The sequence below is a fragment of the Mesorhizobium sp. WSM4906 genome, from assembly GCF_029674625.1.
Taxonomy (GTDB): Bacteria; Pseudomonadota; Alphaproteobacteria; order Rhizobiales; family Rhizobiaceae; genus Mesorhizobium.
On the sequence record NZ_CP121355.1, the window covers coordinates 1666711 to 1682581 of the forward strand.

At 65.4% G+C, this 15871-nt stretch carries 17 protein-coding genes; 6 read left to right on the forward strand and 11 right to left on the reverse strand.

Annotated elements, in window-relative coordinates; translation table 11 throughout:
• The first annotated feature begins 22 nt into the window (after positions 1–22).
• Positions 23–664 (forward strand): TetR/AcrR family transcriptional regulator, encoded by a 642-nt coding sequence (locus QAZ22_RS07820; RefSeq protein WP_278206102.1) that lies wholly within the window; start codon positions 23–25, stop codon positions 662–664.
• A 125-nt stretch (positions 665–789) separates the two neighbouring features.
• On the opposite strand, the gene rpmE is transcribed toward QAZ22_RS07820, so the two are convergent.
• Complete coding sequence (rpmE, locus tag QAZ22_RS07825; RefSeq protein ID WP_040974396.1) at positions 790–1011, reverse strand: 50S ribosomal protein L31; 222 nt, start codon at positions 1009–1011, stop codon at positions 790–792.
• Positions 1012–1217: 206 nt separating this feature from the next.
• On the opposite strand from rpmE, the gene QAZ22_RS07830 reads away from it, so the two are divergent.
• Entirely contained in the window at positions 1218–3020 is a 1803-nt protein-coding gene (locus QAZ22_RS07830) for an ABC transporter transmembrane domain-containing protein (protein ID WP_278206103.1), read from the forward strand.
• 36 nt (positions 3021–3056) lie between these two features.
• Here QAZ22_RS07830 and QAZ22_RS07835 read toward each other — a convergent pair whose 3' ends face one another.
• Positions 3057–4541 (reverse strand): carboxypeptidase M32, encoded by a 1485-nt coding sequence (locus QAZ22_RS07835; RefSeq protein ID WP_278206104.1) that lies wholly within the window; start codon positions 4539–4541, stop codon positions 3057–3059.
• Positions 4542–4687: 146 nt separating this feature from the next.
• Here QAZ22_RS07835 and QAZ22_RS07840 point away from each other — a divergent pair, with 146 nt between their 5' ends.
• On the forward strand, positions 4688–5041 hold the full coding sequence (locus QAZ22_RS07840; RefSeq protein WP_278206105.1) for a DUF1304 domain-containing protein: 354 nt from the start codon (positions 4688–4690) through the stop codon (positions 5039–5041).
• 232 nt (positions 5042–5273) lie between these two features.
• Here the strand turns inward: QAZ22_RS07840 and QAZ22_RS07845 are convergent, their stop codons facing one another.
• The 8 genes from QAZ22_RS07845 to QAZ22_RS07880 form a co-directional block, all read right to left on the reverse strand.
• Positions 5274–5666 (reverse strand): hypothetical protein, encoded by a 393-nt coding sequence (locus QAZ22_RS07845; protein WP_278206106.1) that lies wholly within the window; start codon positions 5664–5666, stop codon positions 5274–5276.
• Between the two features lie 256 nt (positions 5667–5922).
• The gene (locus QAZ22_RS07850; RefSeq protein WP_278076211.1) at positions 5923–6951 is read right to left on the reverse strand and encodes a peptidoglycan -binding protein; all 1029 of its coding nucleotides are present in this window, start codon (positions 6949–6951) and stop codon (positions 5923–5925) included.
• Between the two features lies 1 nt (position 6952).
• Positions 6953–7972, reverse strand: coding sequence for a MotA/TolQ/ExbB proton channel family protein (locus tag QAZ22_RS07855; protein ID WP_278076212.1), 1020 nt, complete (start codon positions 7970–7972; stop codon positions 6953–6955).
• 185 nt (positions 7973–8157) lie between these two features.
• Positions 8158–8850 carry a hemolysin III family protein gene (locus QAZ22_RS07860; protein ID WP_278206107.1) on the reverse strand — a complete coding sequence of 231 codons (693 nt, stop codon included), beginning with the start codon at positions 8848–8850 and terminating at the stop codon, positions 8158–8160.
• A gap of 164 nt (positions 8851–9014) precedes the next feature.
• Positions 9015–9815: an inositol monophosphatase family protein gene (locus tag QAZ22_RS07865; protein ID WP_278206108.1), complete on the reverse strand. Its 801-nt coding sequence runs from the start codon at positions 9813–9815 to the stop codon at positions 9015–9017.
• A gap of 25 nt (positions 9816–9840) precedes the next feature.
• Entirely contained in the window at positions 9841–10407 is a 567-nt protein-coding gene (efp, locus tag QAZ22_RS07870; RefSeq protein ID WP_278206109.1) for an elongation factor P, read from the reverse strand.
• Positions 10408–10536: 129 nt separating this feature from the next.
• The gene (locus tag QAZ22_RS07875; protein ID WP_278206110.1) at positions 10537–11706 is read right to left on the reverse strand and encodes a sel1 repeat family protein; all 1170 of its coding nucleotides are present in this window, start codon (positions 11704–11706) and stop codon (positions 10537–10539) included.
• Position 11707: 1 nt separating this feature from the next.
• Positions 11708–12355 (reverse strand): thiamine phosphate synthase, encoded by a 648-nt coding sequence (locus tag QAZ22_RS07880; RefSeq protein WP_278206111.1) that lies wholly within the window; start codon positions 12353–12355, stop codon positions 11708–11710.
• Between the two features lie 295 nt (positions 12356–12650).
• Between QAZ22_RS07880 and QAZ22_RS07885 the strand changes: the two genes are divergently transcribed.
• Both QAZ22_RS07885 and QAZ22_RS07890 read left to right on the forward strand, forming a co-directional pair.
• Entirely contained in the window at positions 12651–13703 is a 1053-nt protein-coding gene (locus QAZ22_RS07885) for a methyltransferase (RefSeq protein ID WP_278206112.1), read from the forward strand.
• Between the two features lie 91 nt (positions 13704–13794).
• Positions 13795–14322 (forward strand): cytochrome c, encoded by a 528-nt coding sequence (locus QAZ22_RS07890; protein ID WP_278207795.1) that lies wholly within the window; start codon positions 13795–13797, stop codon positions 14320–14322.
• Positions 14323–14425: 103 nt separating this feature from the next.
• Here QAZ22_RS07890 and QAZ22_RS07895 read toward each other — a convergent pair whose 3' ends face one another.
• Positions 14426–14884 (reverse strand): GNAT family N-acetyltransferase, encoded by a 459-nt coding sequence (locus QAZ22_RS07895; protein ID WP_278206113.1) that lies wholly within the window; start codon positions 14882–14884, stop codon positions 14426–14428.
• 191 nt (positions 14885–15075) lie between these two features.
• Here QAZ22_RS07895 and QAZ22_RS07900 point away from each other — a divergent pair, with 191 nt between their 5' ends.
• Complete coding sequence (locus QAZ22_RS07900) at positions 15076–15846, forward strand: sulfite exporter TauE/SafE family protein (protein ID WP_278206114.1); 771 nt, start codon at positions 15076–15078, stop codon at positions 15844–15846.
• The last annotated feature ends 25 nt before the right edge of the window (positions 15847–15871 follow it).

Here is a 15871-nt window from a genome sequence, read left to right on the forward strand (position 1 = left end):
AAAAACCGCCCCGGAGTGAGTCATGGATGACAAAGTCGCCGCGAAGACCGATCAGGGTGCCATCGCTTCGCCGCGCCGGTCGCCGAGCCAGCAGCGCAGCCGCGAGCGGGTCGAGCGCATGCTTGCCGCCGCCTCGGCGCTGATCGCCGAGCAAGGCAGCGACGCCATGCGCATGGGTGAGGTGGCGGAAAGGGCAGGTGTCTCGATCGGCTCGCTCTACCAGTTCTTTCCGGACAAGCGGGCGATCGTCTGGGCGCTTGCCGAGCGCTACACCGCCGAAAGCCAGGCCTGCATTGCGGCGGCGCTGAAGGATGTCGGCGACGCCGAAGGGCTCGGCCAAGCGTTTTCGGAACTGGTCGACATCTACTACCGCCTGTTCCTGGCCGAGCCGGTGATGCGCGACATCTGGTCGGGCACACAGGCCGACAAGGCGCTGCGCGAGCTCGAGCTCGCCGACAGCCGCGCCAATGCCGAATTTTTGGTGGCGGTGCTGAAGCGGCTCAGGCCCGATGCCGATCCGGTCGAGCTGGAGACGACCGCGTTCCTCGTCTGGCAAACGGGCGAAACCGCCATGCGGCTGGCGATCTCCGTCGATCGGGAAGAAGGCGACAGACTGGTCGCGGCGTACAAGCGCATGGCGTTGAGGGAGCTGGTGGGCGAGTAGGGATTACGCGATTGGCGAAACCGCTGGCGAGAGCGCCCTCACCCCGTAAACGGGAGAAGGAAAAACCGGCAACAAAAAACCCGCCTCGAGGCGGGTTTTTGATCTGCGACAAAGCGCGGAGAAACTTAGAGGCCGAAACCTTCGAAGCGCTTCTTGAACTTGGACAGGCGGCCGCCGCGGTCGAGCAGGGTCTGCTGGCCGCCGGTCCAGGCCGGATGCGTGGTCGGGTCGATGTCGAGGTTCATCGTGTCACCTTCCTTGCCCCAGGTCGAACGGGTCAGGTATTCGGTGCCATCGGTCATGACGACCTTGATGGTGTGGTAGTCGGGATGGATATCGGCCTTCATTGTCGTGTTTCCTGGCTGCCGGCGCTGGTGACGGGCCTATGGCCTGCGTCGATGCGCCCCCTTTCAAAACTCGAAGCCGCAGCTAATGAAAAGCCACGGCTTCTAAAACGGTCGGCGAGCCTATACATCAGCCGGAATTGAATCACAAGGCCGCGGCAAGCGCATATATTGAAGCGATGGCCGGCAAGCGGCCAGAGGAAACGCTCATGGCGGATATCGGTGTCAGTGGAGACGCGCGCAGGCGCTCGATCCGGCCGCTCAGAAGCCTTTTTCCCTACATCACCCGCTACCGGAAACTGGCGGTCGGCGCGATCATCTCGCTGATCGTGGCGGCGGCGACGACGCTGGCGCTGCCGATGGCCGTGCGGCGCATGATCGATCACGGCTTCCAGGCGGCCGGCTCCACCTTCATCGCCGAGTATTTCGCCGCGCTGGTTCTGATGGCGGCGCTGCTCGCGGCAGCCTCGGCCAGTCGCTACTATTTCGTCATCACGCTCGGCGAGCGCGTCGTCGCCGACATCCGCCGCGACGTCTTTTCGCATGTCACGACGCTCTCGCCGGCCTTTTTCGATCGCGCGCAGTCGGGCGAGATCGTGTCGCGGCTTGCCGCCGACACCACGCAGGTGAAATCGGCGGTCGGCGCCACCGCCTCCGTCGCGCTGCGCAACCTCATCCTCGGCCTTGGCGCCGTGGCGATGATGGTCTTCACCAGCCCAAAACTCTCCGGCCTCGTCATCGCCGCCATTCCGCTGATCGTGCTGCCGCTGGTCGCCTTCGGCCGCTCAGTGCGGCGCAAGTCGCGCCTGGCGCAGGATACGCTGGCCGAAGCCACCGCCTATGCCAGCGAGCAAATCGGCGCCGTGCGCACGCTGCAGGCCTTCACCAACGAGAAGCTGGTCACCGGGCGCTTCTCGGCCGCCGTGGAGGCTGCCTTCGAGGCGGCGCGCACCTCGGTCTTCGCGCGCTCCTTCCTAACCTTCTTCGCCATCTTCATGATCTTTTCCTCGGTGGTGGCGGTGCTCTGGTTCGGCTCGCGCGACGTGCTTGCCGGCACGATGTCGGCCGGCACGCTCGGCCAGTTCCTGCTCTATTCGGTGTTCGCCGCCGGCGCGCTCGGCGCGCTGTCGGAGGTTTGGAGCGAGCTGTCGCAGGCGGCGGGCGCCGCCGAGCGGCTGACCGAGATCCTGGCCGAGAAACCTGCCATCCAGTCGCCCGTCGATCCGCTGCCGTTGCCGGCCAAGGCCAAGGGCGCGATAAGCTTCGACGACGTCTCCTTCTCCTATCCGGCGCGGCCGGACCGCGCCGCGGTGCATGGCCTGAGCTTCCAGGTCAAGCCGGGCGAGACGGTGGCGATCGTCGGGCCGTCGGGCGCGGGAAAGAGCACGGTCTTCTCTCTGATCCTGCGCTTCTACGATCCCGAAAGCGGCCGCATCGTCATCGACGGCGTCAACGTGCGCGAGGCCGATCCGGCAGCCATGCGCGAGCGTATCGCCATCGTGCCGCAGGACGTCACCATCTTCGCGGCAAGTGCTGGCGACAATATCGGCTTCGGCCGGCCGGGCGCCGGCGAGGCCGAGATCGAGGCGGCGGCAAAGGCCGCCCTTGCCGACGAATTCATCGGCAAGCTCGAAAAGGGCTACGACAGCCAGGTCGGCGAGCGCGGCGTGACCTTGTCGGGCGGCCAGCGCCAGCGCATCGCGATCGCCCGCGCCATCCTGCGCGACGCGCCGATCCTCCTGCTCGACGAGGCGACCTCGGCGCTCGACGCCGAAAGCGAGACGCTGGTGCAGATGGCGCTCGAGCGGCTGATGCGCGGCCGCACCACCATCGTCATCGCCCATCGGCTGGCGACGGTGCTCAAGGCCGATCGGATCCTCGTCATGGAAGGCGGACGCATCGTCGAGGAAGGCACGCACCAAAGCCTCGTCGCCAAGGGCGGCACCTATGCGCGGCTCGCCAAGCTGCAGTTCGAGACCGGGGCCAGCGCCTTCCGGGGCGCGGCGGAGTAGCCACGCCCAAAGTCGCCGCATGCAAGCCGGTGCGCGTCAGTCGCCGTAGCGCTTGCGCAGGTGCTCGGTGAAGTAGGCGGCGTTGAGCCGCTCGCCGGTGGCGCGCTCGAGCAGCTCCGGCGTCGACCAGCGCGAGCCATGCGACCAGATCCTGTCCCGCCGCCACTCGTTGATCGCGCTGAAGTCGCCTTTGGCGAGATCCTGGTCCGCGGACGGGTGCTGCCTGGTCAGGGCCGCCCATTGCTGCGCCGCCATCATGGCACCAAGCGTGTAGGACGGGAAATAGCCGAAGGCTGCACTAGGCCAGTGGACGTCCTGCATCGGTCCGTCGGCCGGGTTGTCGATGGTCGACAGGCCGAGATAGTCGCGCATCTTGGCGTCCCATGCCTCGGGCAGGTCGACGGCTTCCAACCGGCCGGAAACAAGCTCCTGCTCGAGCTCGTAGCGCAGGATGACATGCAGCGGATAGGTGACCTCGTCGGCATCGACGCGGATCAGGCCGCGTTCGACATGGTGGACATGCGGCAGGATGTCGTCGAGGGACCAGGCTTCACCGAGATGTTTTTCGACCTCCGGCAAGGCCCAGCGCCAGAAGGCCGGGTTGCGGCCGATCTGCTTTTCGACGAACAGGCTCTGGCTCTCGTGCACGGCCATGCCGCGCGCCTTGCCGAGCGGCCAGTGCGACCAGGTCTTCGGCAGGTTCTGCTCGTAGAGGGCGTGGCCGGTCTCGTGCAGCACACCCATCAGCGCCGACAGGAAATCCGAGGTCTTATAGCGGGTGGTGATGCGCACATCGGTCGGCACGCCGCCGCAGAAGGGATGGTGCGACACCGACAGCGAGCCGTGGGTCAGGTCGAAGCCGACCGCCGCCATCATGGCAAGGCCGAGCTCGCGCTGCCGGTCGACAGCGTAGCTGCCGGAGAGCGGTTTTAGCGGATGCTTCGCCAACCGCGCGTCCTGCACGGCCAGCGCATGCGGCAGGAAATCCTTGAGGAAGGCCTTCAGCTCGGCAAACACCGGCGTGATGTCGGCGGCGCGATTGCCGGGGTCGTACTGCTCCATCAGCGCATCATAGGGGGCGAGGCCGAGCGCGTCGGCGCGCAGCGCCGCCTCTTCCCGCACCAGCGCCACCACCCCTTCCAGCGCCGGCAGAAAGCCCGCCCAATCGTTCTTGGCGCGCAGGTCGCGCCAGAGCTGCTCGGAGCGCATGCGCGCCGTCGTCTGGCGCTCGACGAATTCGACCGGCAGGCAGGTGAGATTGGTGTATTGCCGGCGCAGTTCCCGGACTGCCGCCTGCTGCTCGTCGTTCAGCGGCTCGGCTTCGGCGGCGGCGATCCAGTCGCCGATCTCCGGCGCGGTCGCCTGGGCGTGCAGCATGCCGGCCAGCACCGACGTCGCCTCGGCGCGCTTCTCGCCGCCGCCGACCGCCATATGGGTCGCCTCGTCGGCGCCGAGGATGGCCAGCGCATGCTCCAGCGCTTCGAGCTTGTGGCCGAGTTGATCGAGTTTTTGGAAGGACATGATGGATTCCGGCTCAAATTGGCTGGCGCGAAAAGATACCAACGCATCGAGCTTGGCAACCCTGATCGGTCGGCGGCAGAGCCGCCGGTCTTGCCTCGGGACGGCGCTGCGTGATCAATGCCGGGAACAAACGACTGGAGAGGACAATGGCCGGCAATATACTGACCGGGCTGGTGGCGCTGATCCACTGCTATATCGTCTATCTGGAGATGATGCTGTGGGACACGCCACGCGGCCACAAGGCGTTCAAGCTGACGCCTGAATTCGCCAGCGCATCCAAGGTGCTCGCCGCCAATCAGGGGCTCTACAACGGCTTTCTCGCGGCGGGCCTGATCTGGGGGCTCTATCTCGGCGCCGACGGATTGCAGATCAAGATATTCTTCCTGCTTTGCGTCGCCATTGCCGGCCTCTACGGGGCGGCGACCGTCGGCCGGAAGATCCTGTTCATCCAGACGGTGCCGGCGGTGCTTGCCATCATGGCGCTTTGGCTCGGCCTCTGATCAACTAAGGACGTGAGCGAAAAGGGCGCCCTCGGGCTAGAGCGCGTCGCCCTGAAACGGATTCAGGCGACGCGCTTCAAATCTTGTTTTGATGCATGTCGTCCGCCCAAGACCGCTGCGCGCTTTTGGGCGGACATGCATTGCAGCATCTCTCCAAGAGATATGCGCAACGGCCCCAGGGCGCCGAAAGACGCGCGGGGCCGTTGCGACAAAGTTCCTGCAATGGACGGGTTCACCCGTTCGGATAATATCCGGCGTCCGCGCCGTCGCCGATGAGCGGGCTGCTGCCGGTGGCGTTGCGCAGGCTCTGGCTCACGTCATCGAGTTGCGCCACCAGTTGCTGGTACTGTGTGGCCGGTATCGCGCCATGTCCCGCGGCAGCCTCTCTTTGGGCGACGCGGCTGATGTGAGCAGCACGCATATGAAGGCTGCGCGCCTCTGCCGGCTTGATCTTGTCCATCTGCCGCGCCGCCGTGATGCCTTGATCCACACTCTGCGCCTGGTCGATCAGGCCTGCCGTGCGCGGGGTGTAGAAGCCGGCCGATGCGGCGTAGGCGCCGGCAAACGGAACGGCGGCGAGAAGCGCGGCGAGCGCCGCGGTCCTGGGTATCTTGAAAGAGCGCATGGCTGCGTCTCCCTCTAGCTGGGGAAGGCAGCGCCGGAACAGCCTGCCTTCCGACCCGGGCCGTCCGGTTCCGTCGCGTCGCGATGTGGGAGGCACCGCCGGCGGTCCCCGGCCCATGTGGATTACCTAGGCACGGCACCCCGCCAAGTGGAATTAAAAAACGGTAATGTTTCGCGGCCTTGTCACGCGTTCGTCGGGCCCTAAAAACGCGGCTGCAGGATCAAGCCGCACGCGCGGAAGGGCTTCCGGCAACCGCTCAGCGTTCGGTGAGCTTCAGCTCGATACGGCGATTCTTGCTGCGTGCCTCGTCCGTATCGGAGGGATCAAGCGGCTGGAATTCGCCGAAGCCGGCGGCGACCAGCCGGTTGGCCGGCACGCCGTTCTCGATCAGGAACTTCACCACCGAGGTCGCGCGCGCCGTCGAGAGCTCCCAGTTATCGTGGTAGCGGCCGGTGCCGGACAGCGGCTTGTTGTCGGTATGGCCGTCGACGCGCAGCACCCAGCTGATCTCGGGCGGGATTTCCTTCTGCAGTTCGATGATGGCGTCGGCGAGCTTCTTCATCTCGACCTTGCCGGCATCGTTGATCACGTCGGAGCCGGTGGGAAACAGCACCTCCGACTGGAAGACGAAGCGGTCGCCGACGATGCGGATGTTCTCGCGGTCGGCGAGGATCTCGCGCAGCCGGCCGAAGAAATCGGAGCGGTAACGGTTGAGTTCCTGGACACGCTGCGCAAGCGCCACGTTCAGGCGGCGGCCGAGATCGGCGATCTTGGTGTTGGATTCGCGGTCGCGCTGCTCGGAGACGTTGAGTGCGTCCTCGAGCGCCGCGATCTGCTTGCGAAGTGCTGCGATCTGCTGGTTGAGGATCTCGACTTGGCTCAGCGCCTGCTGGCTGATCTGGCGCTGGTTGCTGAGCTCGCCGGACAATGCTTCCGCGCGCTTGTTGGCGGCGTCACCGGCGCCGGCGCCTTGGTCCAGCAATTGCTGAAGCCGGCTCTTTTCGGCTTCCGCCGCCGACAGCGAGGCCTGCAGGTTGGCGAGCGTGTCTTCCTTGTCCTGGCTGTTCGAGCGCTCCAGCGCGAGCAGCTGCGTCAGCTCGTTGATCTGCGAGTTGAGGCGGTTGAGCACCGTGTCCTTGCCGGAAATCTCGCGACTGAGCAGGAACTGCGCCAGCACGAACACCGTGAGCAGGAACATGATCGCCAGCAGCAGCGTCGACAGCGCGTCGACGAAACCCGGCCAATAGTCGATGCGGCGATCGGCGCGCCGTCTTGCCAGCGCCACGTCAGTGGACCCCTTGCTTCTTCAGCGCGTCGGCGATCTTTTCCAGCGTGTTACGCATGGCCTTCTGCTCGTCGGACTGCGCCTCGACCCAGTCGCGCATGATCTGCTGCTCGGAGCGCATGTTCTTGACCAGGCCGGAAATGCCGTCGGCGAGGTTGGCCATGGCGGTGGCGACGCGCGGGTTGGAGCCGCCGCCGTTCTCCTGCAGGCTGCGCAGCCTTTCCGACAGCAGCCTGATTTCTTCCGACGGCTCGGCGCGGGCCTGATCGGAGACGACGATGTCGGACGACAGGTCGGTGACCGAGGACAGCCAGTTCTCGAGCTCGGTGTAGAAGCGGGTCTGAGCGCGGCCGGCCTGCAGGTCGAGGAAGCCGAGCACCAGCGAGCCGGAGAGGCCGAACAACGAGGACGAGAAGGCCGTGCCCATGCCCGCAAGCGGCGCCGACAAGCCCTGCTTCAGCGCATCGAGCACGGCGGCGGCGTCGCCGCTGCCGGGATCGAGCGCTTCGATGGTTTCGCGGATCGAGGCAATTGTGTTGAGCAGGCCCCAGAAGGTGCCGAGCAGGCCGAGGAACACCAACAGGCCGACGAGATAGCGCGAGGTGTCGCGGCTTTCGTCGAGGCGGGTGGCGATGGAATCGAGCATGGTGCGCATCGAGCTCGTCGAGAAGGCGATCGTCGACGAGCGGCCGATCATCGCTTTCATCGGCGCCAAAAGCACCGGCTCGGTGGTCTCGGAGCCGGCGCGGAAAGAATTGACCCAGCGCACTTCACGGAACAGCCGGCCGACCTGGACGAAGGCAAGCAGAATGCCGACGGCAAGCACGCCGATGATCAGGCCGTTGAGGCCGGGATTGCTGGAGAAGGCGGTCGAGATCTGGCGGGTGAGGATGGCGGCGATGAAGGCGACGATGATCAGGAAGATCACCATGGTGAGCAGGAAGACCTGCGGGCTCGATAGCTTGTGCGGATCGTAGACCAGGACATCCGAGCGCCTGCCGAAGGATCTGAGAAAAGCCATCCGTGCCCCGTTTCCGATGCCACCGCCGCGAATTTGCCGCGACTCTAAACGGAATTGTGACCAAATTGAATGGCGCTTGGCAATATCGCCGTCGCCGCCTCGTTTTGGCGCAATTCCGGACGGAAGGCCACGGCGAACGCGCCGGACCTAACCGCTTCACGCTTTTCCTGGAATTGCTCTTGGTCTCAGAACCGGCTGATGACCAGGCAGTCGACCATGGCGGCCAGATGCAGCCCGGCGCCAGTGACGACGAAGCCGTGCCAGACGGCATTGTGGAAGCGCAGGCCCTTCCAGGCGAAGAAGATGACGCCCAGGGAATAGACGATGCCGCCGGCGACCAGCAGCACGATGGAGGCTGTCGGCAGCGTTGCGACCAGCGGCCCGGCGAGCACGACGCCGCTCCAGCCGATGGCGAGATAGAAGACGATCGCCAGCCGGTCGTAGCGGCCGGGCAGGAACATCTTGATCGCGATGCCCATCGCCGCCGCGGCCCAGACAACGACGATCATCGGAAGGGCCAGCGACGAGGCTTTGAGCTGGGCGAGGAAGGGCGTGTAGGTGGCGGCGATCAAAAGATAGATCGCCGCGTGATCGAAGCGGCGCAATATCCATTTCGCCGGCCACGATATCGGCCACAGATTGTAGGCGAGCGACACCGAGAGCACGGTGAGCAGGGACACCACGTAGAAGATCGCGGCGACATATTCCCCAGGACCTGAGTGAAAGGCGGCTAAAGCCAGGAAGGCTGAGCCGGCGGCGATCGCCAGCACGATGCCGACGGCATGGACGATGCCGTCGGCGATCATCTCGGCGCGCGAGTAGTGCCAGCGGCCCACGAAGGGGATTTCGATCTGGGTTTGTGGCCGCGCGTCGTTCATGAATGATCCCGGAGCCCCTCATCTGGGCGATCGCGGATCAGTATTTCAAGGTTCGGTGGCGGTTTTGCGACTACTGCGCCGCGCGTCGTTTCGACGCGCAAAGGACGCTGTAGCACCTGATTTCGAACGCAGGCGCTTCGCCGCGCAGCGCCTTTCGCCACCCGTCAACGGGACGGGAGCGGCTTCTTCACCGTCTTGAGCAGAGCGCGCTGGATGAGCTCGTTGCCGGCGACGATTCCGCCGGTGTCGAGCATGTCCTGTCCGCCGTCCATGTCGGAGACGAACCCGCCTGCCTCGCGCACCAGCAGCATGCCGGCGGCAATGTCCCAGGACGAGAGGCCGGTCTCCCAGAAGCCGTCCATGCGGCCGGCCGCGACATAGGCGAGGTCGAGCGCGGCCGAGCCGAGCCGGCGGACGCCGGAGACTTCGGCCATGACGTTGCGCAGCTCAATCAGGAAATTGCCGTGCTGGCCGCGCCCGAGATGCGGCACGCCGCAGCCGATCACGGCATCGGTGAGCTTGGCGCGCCCGGCGACGCGCAGCCGGCGGTCGTTCATGAAGGCGCCGCAGCCGCGCTCGGCGGTATAGAGCTCGTCCATCGCCGGATTGTAGACGACGCCGGCGACGATCTGGCCCTGGCGCTCCAGCGCGATCGACACCGAGAAAAGCGGGATGCCGTGCAGGAAATTGGTGGTGCCGTCGAGCGGGTCGACGATCCAGCGATGCTGGCCGTCCTCGCCTTCGACGGCGCCGCGCTCCTCCATCAGGAAGGCATAGCCCGGCCTCGCTTTGGACAGCTCGGCAAAGACGATCTCTTCCGCCTTGCGGTCGGCCTGGCTGACATAGTCGCCCGGTCCCTTCATCGAGACCTGCAGGTTCTGCACCTCGCCGAAATCGCGCGACAGGGACCGGCCGGCCTTCATCGCGGCCTGGACCATGACATTGAGGAGAGCGGAACGCGCCATTCTTTATCTTCCTGTATTGACCGTTTTACTCTGCGCGGCGCACGTAAGTGATTTCGTTGGTGTCGACGATGATGCGCTCGCCGGCCGAGATGAAAGGCGGCACCAGCACGCGGACGCCGTTTTCCAGCACCGCCGGCTTGTAGGAGGAGGCAGCCGTCTGGCCCTTCACCACCGGGTCGGCTTCGGTGATGGTCAGCGTCACCTGGTCGGGTAGCGAGATGCCGATCGGCCGTTCCTCATAGAGCTGCACCGTCACCATCATTCCGTCCTGCAGGAAGGCGGCACGCTCGCCGACGAAATCCTTCGCCAGTTCGAGCTGCTCGTAGCTCTCGGTGTCCATGAACACCAGCGCCTCGCCCTGCTCGTAGAGAAAGGAGAAATCCTTCAGATCGAGCCGGATCTGCTCGACGGTCTCGGCCGAGCGGAAGCGCTCGTTGAGCTTGGTGCCGTTGATCAGGTTCTTCAGCTCGACCTGGTTGTAGGCGCCGCCCTTGCCCGGCTTGACGGTGTTGGTCTTGACCGCGACCCACAGGCCGCCATCGTGCTCGATGACATAGCCGGGACGGATTTCGCTGCCACTGATCTTGGCCATGATGAACTGATCCGGAATGAGATTTTTTCGCGCGGAGCGCGCTTTGGCGCCTCCAAGACCACAAATCGTCCGGAGAGGCAAGGGAGAGCGGAAAGCAGGGGCACGGAGCCGGCCGCGGCGATGAAGGCCTCAGGGGAGCCGGTTCGCCTTCTGCAGCGCCTGCTTGGTCTGACCGTCGTCGAGGCCTTGCAGGAAATCGTCCATCTCAGGGTCGATCAGCCCGGCGCGGCGGGCGACGATATACCAGGCGCCGGCCAGGATCAGGTCAGGGTCGGTACCGATGCCGCCCATGTAGAGCTTGGCGAGGCGGTTCTGGGCTGCGACGTTGCCGCCCTCGGCCGCGCGCTTCATCCAGGCAAAGCCCGACTTCAGGTCGCGCTCGCCGCCGCGCCCCCGGATCATCCAGGCGGCGAGATCAAGTTGCGCGGTGTCGTAGTTCTGCCGAGCGGCCTGAGCCAAAAGGATGCGTGCCTTCGCGTCGTCGCGCGGTTTGCCGCCGGCGCCGTTGGCGTAGATTTGCGCCATCGCATATTCGGCGTCGGCAAGGCCGGTGCTGGCGGCGCGCTCATAATAGACGGCGGCCTTGGCGATGCCGGCATCGCCCGGATCCTGCTGGATGAGCAATTGCGCGAAGTTGAACTGCGCCAGGCGGTTGCCTGCTTCGGCGGCGGCCTGCATCAGCGCATAGGCTTCCTTGACGTCCTTCTTCACATAGCGGCCGTCGAGAAGCATCAGCGCATATTGGAACTGCGCCTCCGGCACGCCCCGCTCGGCGGCAAGCCCATACCATTTCGCGGCCTCGGCGGCGTTGAGCGGCACGCCCAGCCCGCGCGACAGGATTTCGGCGACCAGCGTCTGGGCCGCGGGGTCGCCGTTCTTGGCCCGGACCATGGCGAGGTTGTAAGCGGTCTTGTAGAGCCCGCGCTGGAAGGCGCCGTAGGCGGCATCCGGCGGCTTGGCGCCGAAGCGATCGGGATTGACGCTGTCGGCCGACGGCGGTTGAAGCGTCGCCGGCTGCGGCAGCGGCGTTTCGATCGGCCTGCCGGTATGGGTCGTATTCGGCGCGCTTGTATTGGGCACGCCTATGTCAGGGGCGCCCGCATTGGGAGCGCCTGCACCGGGAGCGCCTGAACTGGGAGCGCTTGTATTCGGCGCGCCCGTGTCCGGTTTGCTTGCCTGCGGCGTGCTCGTGTCGGGTCTGGGCTGCGGCACCGGCACGGTCTCGGCGCCTGCCGCCGCGGCCGCCTGGACCGTCAGCGCGGCAGCCAAAGCCGCGAAGGGAAGCCGGGACCAGCGCACGTCAATCCTCGAAGCGCGGCGCGGTTTCGTCGAGCAGTGCGTTGGCGGCGGCGACCGCCGCGCGCGGATCGAGCCCATCGGCAAAGACGGCGCTGGAGAGCGCCACGAACTCGGCCCCGGTGGCCGCTACCGTTTCCACCGAGGCGAGCTCGGACCCCGCCATCACGATGCAGGGGATCTGGATCATCTGCGCCCACCATTCGCCGAGCGAAAGGTTGCGCGGATGCGGCTGCGGCTTGTTGTCATAACCGAAACGGCCGAAGAACATGTAGTCGGGCCGCTCCTCGCCGAGCTCCAGCGCCTCGTCGCGGGTCTTGGCGCCGCCGGCGCCGACCATCATCTTTTCCGCCAAGCGCTCGATCGTCTCGGCGAGCTCCCGGCGGTTTGTCTCGACATGGATGCCATCGGCGTGAACGCGGCCGGCGATGCGGCTGTCGCCGGCGATGATGACGGCGATGCCGGCACCTTGCGCGACCGGCACGATCTTCTCGGCGAAGGCCTGGAAGGTGGCATCGTCCATGCCATTGTCGGGCAGGATCAGCGAGGCGATATCGCCGCCGTCGAAGGCCGCGCAGACGTGCTCGGCCGTCGCGAGCGGCGGCGCGATCAGCACGATACGGCAGCGGTTGGGCGGCGTTAAATCGTTCATCGGTCTTCGATCCCGGTTTTCGCCTATGCCGGGCGAAGATGGTTGCATTGCGGCATAAAGCAATGCGTCCGGCTTGAACAGGAGGCGCGCAACGATAGCCGCCGAAATGCGTCAACGCGGCAGAGGCTCGCGCCAATTTTCGGGACCGGCGGACGGGCTGCCGACAATCTCGGCCCACTGCAGGCAGGACACCCACTGTTTCAGATGTAACCGAATTTCTCGGTCGCGAAATCACCCTGCAACGGCGCTCTTCGACGATGTGCGTGTCGTCGAACCAAATTTGCAGGAGATGATCATGGAAACGACAATCCGCGAAAGGCGCGCTGCGGTCGCGGCGGAGCTTCCTTCAGCCGTCCCGCTGATGGCGCTTTCGACCGGCTTCTGGGCCTTCAAGACTCTGGCTGCCGCGCACGAGTTGGACCTCTTCAGCCGCCTTGCGGGCGGCGCCGGCATCACGGTCTCCGGGCTGGCGGAAGCGCTCGGTCTCAACCCACGCCCGGCCGAGATGCTGTTGACCGGCTGCGCTGCACTCGGGCTTCTGGAGAAAACGGACGGCCGTTATCGCAATACGCCCTTGAGCGAAGCCTATCTCGTGCGCGGGAAGCCGTATTACTTCGGCGGCTTCGTGCAGATGGCCGACAAGCGGCTCTACGAAGGCTGGGGCAAACTTGCCGAAGCGCTGCGCACGAACCGGCCAACCACATGGGACCCGGCGGTGCAATCTTCGGCTTTCGAGGGCGAGGATCCGACGATGCTGGCGACCTTCTGGGAGGCGATGCATTCGCTCTCCACGATGACGGCGCGCAAGCTCGGCGAAGCGGCGGATTTCGGACATTTCCGCCGCCTCCTGGACATCGGCGGCGGATCGGGCGCGTACGACATCGAGCTTTGCAAACAATATGGGGCGCTGCGTGCGACCGTGCTTGACCTGCCGCATGTGGCCGCGATCGCTGCAGGAAAGATCGCCGAGGCCGGCTTGACCGACCGGATCGATACCATCGGCGGCAATTTCTTCGAACACCTCCCGACGGATCACGACGTGCATCTCCTGTCGATGATCATGCACGATTGGGACGAGGCGAAGGACCGCGCCCTGCTGCGCCGGTCCTTCGAGGCTTTGCCAAGCGGCGGCGCTGTCGTCATCAGCGAGCTTCTCGTCAATGACGAAAAGACCGGGCCGGCTCCGGCGGCGCTGATGAGCCTCAACATGCTGATCGAGACGGAAGGGCGAAACTACACGCCGGCGGAATATTCGGCGTGGCTCGAGGAAGCCGGATTCCGGAACATCGAGACGGTCTGGTTCGACGCGCCGGCCGCGAACGGCGCCGTGATCGGCCGCAAGCCGTAAGGTGCAAATTTGACAGGCGCCCTGCAGCTCAAATGTAACACTTGGACGATGTGCGAGGTCGGACAAACCGAGAAGAGACATGGAGGATGTGATGTTTCGAGTGTCAATTCGTCTTGCATTCTTGACCGCGCTGGCAGCCGACCTGTCACCGCTCACGGCCGTGGCCGACGATGCACAGGTCGAGCGCGGCAAGTATCTCGTCACAATGAGCGGGTGTAACGATTGTCATACGCCCGGGTACTTCCTTGGAAAGCCCGACATGTCGCGCTTTCTCGGCGGCTCGGATGTGGGCTTTGAGATTCCTGGTCTCGGGGTCTTTGTCGGCCCCAACATCACGCCCGATGAGGAAACCGGCATCGGCAGCTGGAAAGCGGAGGAGATCGTCGCCGCACTCCAAACCGGAGTACGCCCGGACGGCCGCAGACTGGCGCCGATCATGCCTTGGCATGCTTTTGCGCATTTGACGGAAAATGATGCCATGGCGATCAGAGCATTCCTTCAGAGCTTGAAGCCGGTCAAAAATAAGGTGCCTGGCCCGTTCGCGCCCGGGGAAAAAGTGTCGAGTTTCATGTTGCGGATCATGCCGCCAGGTGAGACCGCTGCTGGGGTGCCGAAGTAGATCCGGTCATATCAGACCGAAATTTGGTGCATAGGAGCTGAAACGGCCGATGTTCCTGCTGGTTCAGGCCCGGCGATGAGAGGTCGGCATCGCCTGTGGTGCGTCAAAGATCCAGCTTGTAGCCGATGTGGCTCGCCTTGAAGCCGAGCCGTTCGTAGAAGCGATGGGCGTCGAGCCGGCTCTTGTTGGTCGTCAGTTGGACGACCCTGCAGCCGCGTTCGCGGCATTTCTCGATCGCCCATTCCAGCAGGCGCTGCCCGAGCCTTTCGCCGCGTCGGTTCGCCGAGACGCGCACCGCCTCGATCTGGCCGCGCCAGGCGCCCTGCGACGACAGCCCGGCGAGAAAGCTGATCTGCAGCGTGCCGACGACATCGGCGCCGTCCGTCATCACCGCGAGCAGCTGGTTCGGGTCGCTGTCGACCGCCGCGAAGGCGTCCAGATAGGCTTGCGCCAAGGGCATGCCGGTGTCCTCGCGGTCGCGGCCAAGCATGTCATCGGCAAGCAAGGCGACGATCGCCGGGAGATCGGCTTGCTGCGCGCGGCGGATCTGGACTTCGCTCATCGTCAAACCTCGTGCTGGGCCGGCGACCTTATGCACGGCTCCGAGCTTCCCGCAAACCGGAAGGACCGGGTTACGGACAGTTGATCGTGCTGATCGGCTGCCGCGGGGCGCATCGGCTATCGCGATCTCTCGCATTGTGGTCTATTGCGGTCTCCCGCCATCTTCCAGCCGCCCTCGTCTCCGGTCATCCCATGTCAGGCCTGCTCAGCGATCCCTGGTTCTATGCCGCCGCCATTCCGGCGGTCATCCTCGTCGGCCTGTCGAAGGGCGGCTTCGGCGGCGCCGTGGGTTTCGTCGGCGTGCCTTTGATGGCGTTGACCATGCCGCCGGTGCAGGCCGCGGCCATCCTATTGCCGATCCTTTGCCTGATGGACGTCGTCTCGGTATGGACATGGTGGGGCGTCTACGACCGCAAGATGCTGGTCGACATGATGCCGGGCGCCGTCATCGGCATCGGCGTCGGCTGGCTGACGGCGGCCCTGGTCACCGAGGAGATGGTGCGGCTGATCGTCGGCACGGTCGCGCTGATCTTCGTCCTGCGCTGGCTCTATATGCAGTTCCGCCATGGCGCCGATCACGCGGCCGAGCCGAACCGGATCGCCGCGGCCTTCTGGGGCACCGTCGCCGGCTTCACCAGCTTCGTCGCTCATGTCGGCGGTCCGCCCTTCCAGGTCTATGCGCTGCCGATTCGGCTCGATCCGAAGGTGCTGTCGGGGACGGCGGCGATCTTCTTCGCCGCCACCAACGCGCTGAAGCTCATTCCTTATTTCGCGCTCGGCCAGTTCGACAGCACCAACCTCATCGCCTCTTTTGTGCTGATGCCGCTGGCGCCGCTCTCGACGGTCGCCGGTGCCTGGCTGGTGCGCCGCATGCGCCCCGAGGTGTTTTATCCGTTCACCTATGCGACGGTGGCCGTGGTGGCGGTCAAGCTGCTCTGGGACGGTATCGCCGGCCTGATGTGAGATGGACGGGGCGGCTGATCAGCCG

Bases quoted from the DNA above. Each gene is read 5' to 3' on its own strand.
- QAZ22_RS07860 (WP_278206107.1), bottom strand. From the start codon at position 8,850: ATGAACGACGCGCGGCCACAAACCCAGATCGAAATCCCCTTCGTGGGC.
- QAZ22_RS07830 (WP_278206103.1), top strand. From the start codon at position 1,218: ATGGCGGATATCGGTGTCAGTGGAGACGCGCGCAGGCGCTCGATCCGG.
- QAZ22_RS07885 (WP_278206112.1), top strand. From the start codon at position 12,651: ATGGAAACGACAATCCGCGAAAGGCGCGCTGCGGTCGCGGCGGAGCTT.
- QAZ22_RS07890 (WP_278207795.1), top strand. From the start codon at position 13,795: ATGTTTCGAGTGTCAATTCGTCTTGCATTCTTGACCGCGCTGGCAGCC.
- QAZ22_RS07840 (WP_278206105.1), top strand. From the start codon at position 4,688: ATGGCCGGCAATATACTGACCGGGCTGGTGGCGCTGATCCACTGCTAT.
- QAZ22_RS07855 (WP_278076212.1), bottom strand. From the start codon at position 7,972: ATGGCTTTTCTCAGATCCTTCGGCAGGCGCTCGGATGTCCTGGTCTAC.
- QAZ22_RS07880 (WP_278206111.1), bottom strand. From the start codon at position 12,355: ATGAACGATTTAACGCCGCCCAACCGCTGCCGTATCGTGCTGATCGCG.
- QAZ22_RS07835 (WP_278206104.1), bottom strand. From the start codon at position 4,541: ATGTCCTTCCAAAAACTCGATCAACTCGGCCACAAGCTCGAAGCGCTG.
- efp (WP_278206109.1), bottom strand. From the start codon at position 10,407: ATGGCCAAGATCAGTGGCAGCGAAATCCGTCCCGGCTATGTCATCGAG.
- rpmE (WP_040974396.1), bottom strand. From the start codon at position 1,011: ATGAAGGCCGATATCCATCCCGACTACCACACCATCAAGGTCGTCATG.
- QAZ22_RS07895 (WP_278206113.1), bottom strand. From the start codon at position 14,884: ATGAGCGAAGTCCAGATCCGCCGCGCGCAGCAAGCCGATCTCCCGGCG.
- QAZ22_RS07820 (WP_278206102.1), top strand. From the start codon at position 23: ATGGATGACAAAGTCGCCGCGAAGACCGATCAGGGTGCCATCGCTTCG.
- QAZ22_RS07865 (WP_278206108.1), bottom strand. From the start codon at position 9,815: ATGGCGCGTTCCGCTCTCCTCAATGTCATGGTCCAGGCCGCGATGAAG.
- QAZ22_RS07845 (WP_278206106.1), bottom strand. From the start codon at position 5,666: ATGCGCTCTTTCAAGATACCCAGGACCGCGGCGCTCGCCGCGCTTCTC.
- QAZ22_RS07900 (WP_278206114.1), top strand. From the start codon at position 15,076: ATGTCAGGCCTGCTCAGCGATCCCTGGTTCTATGCCGCCGCCATTCCG.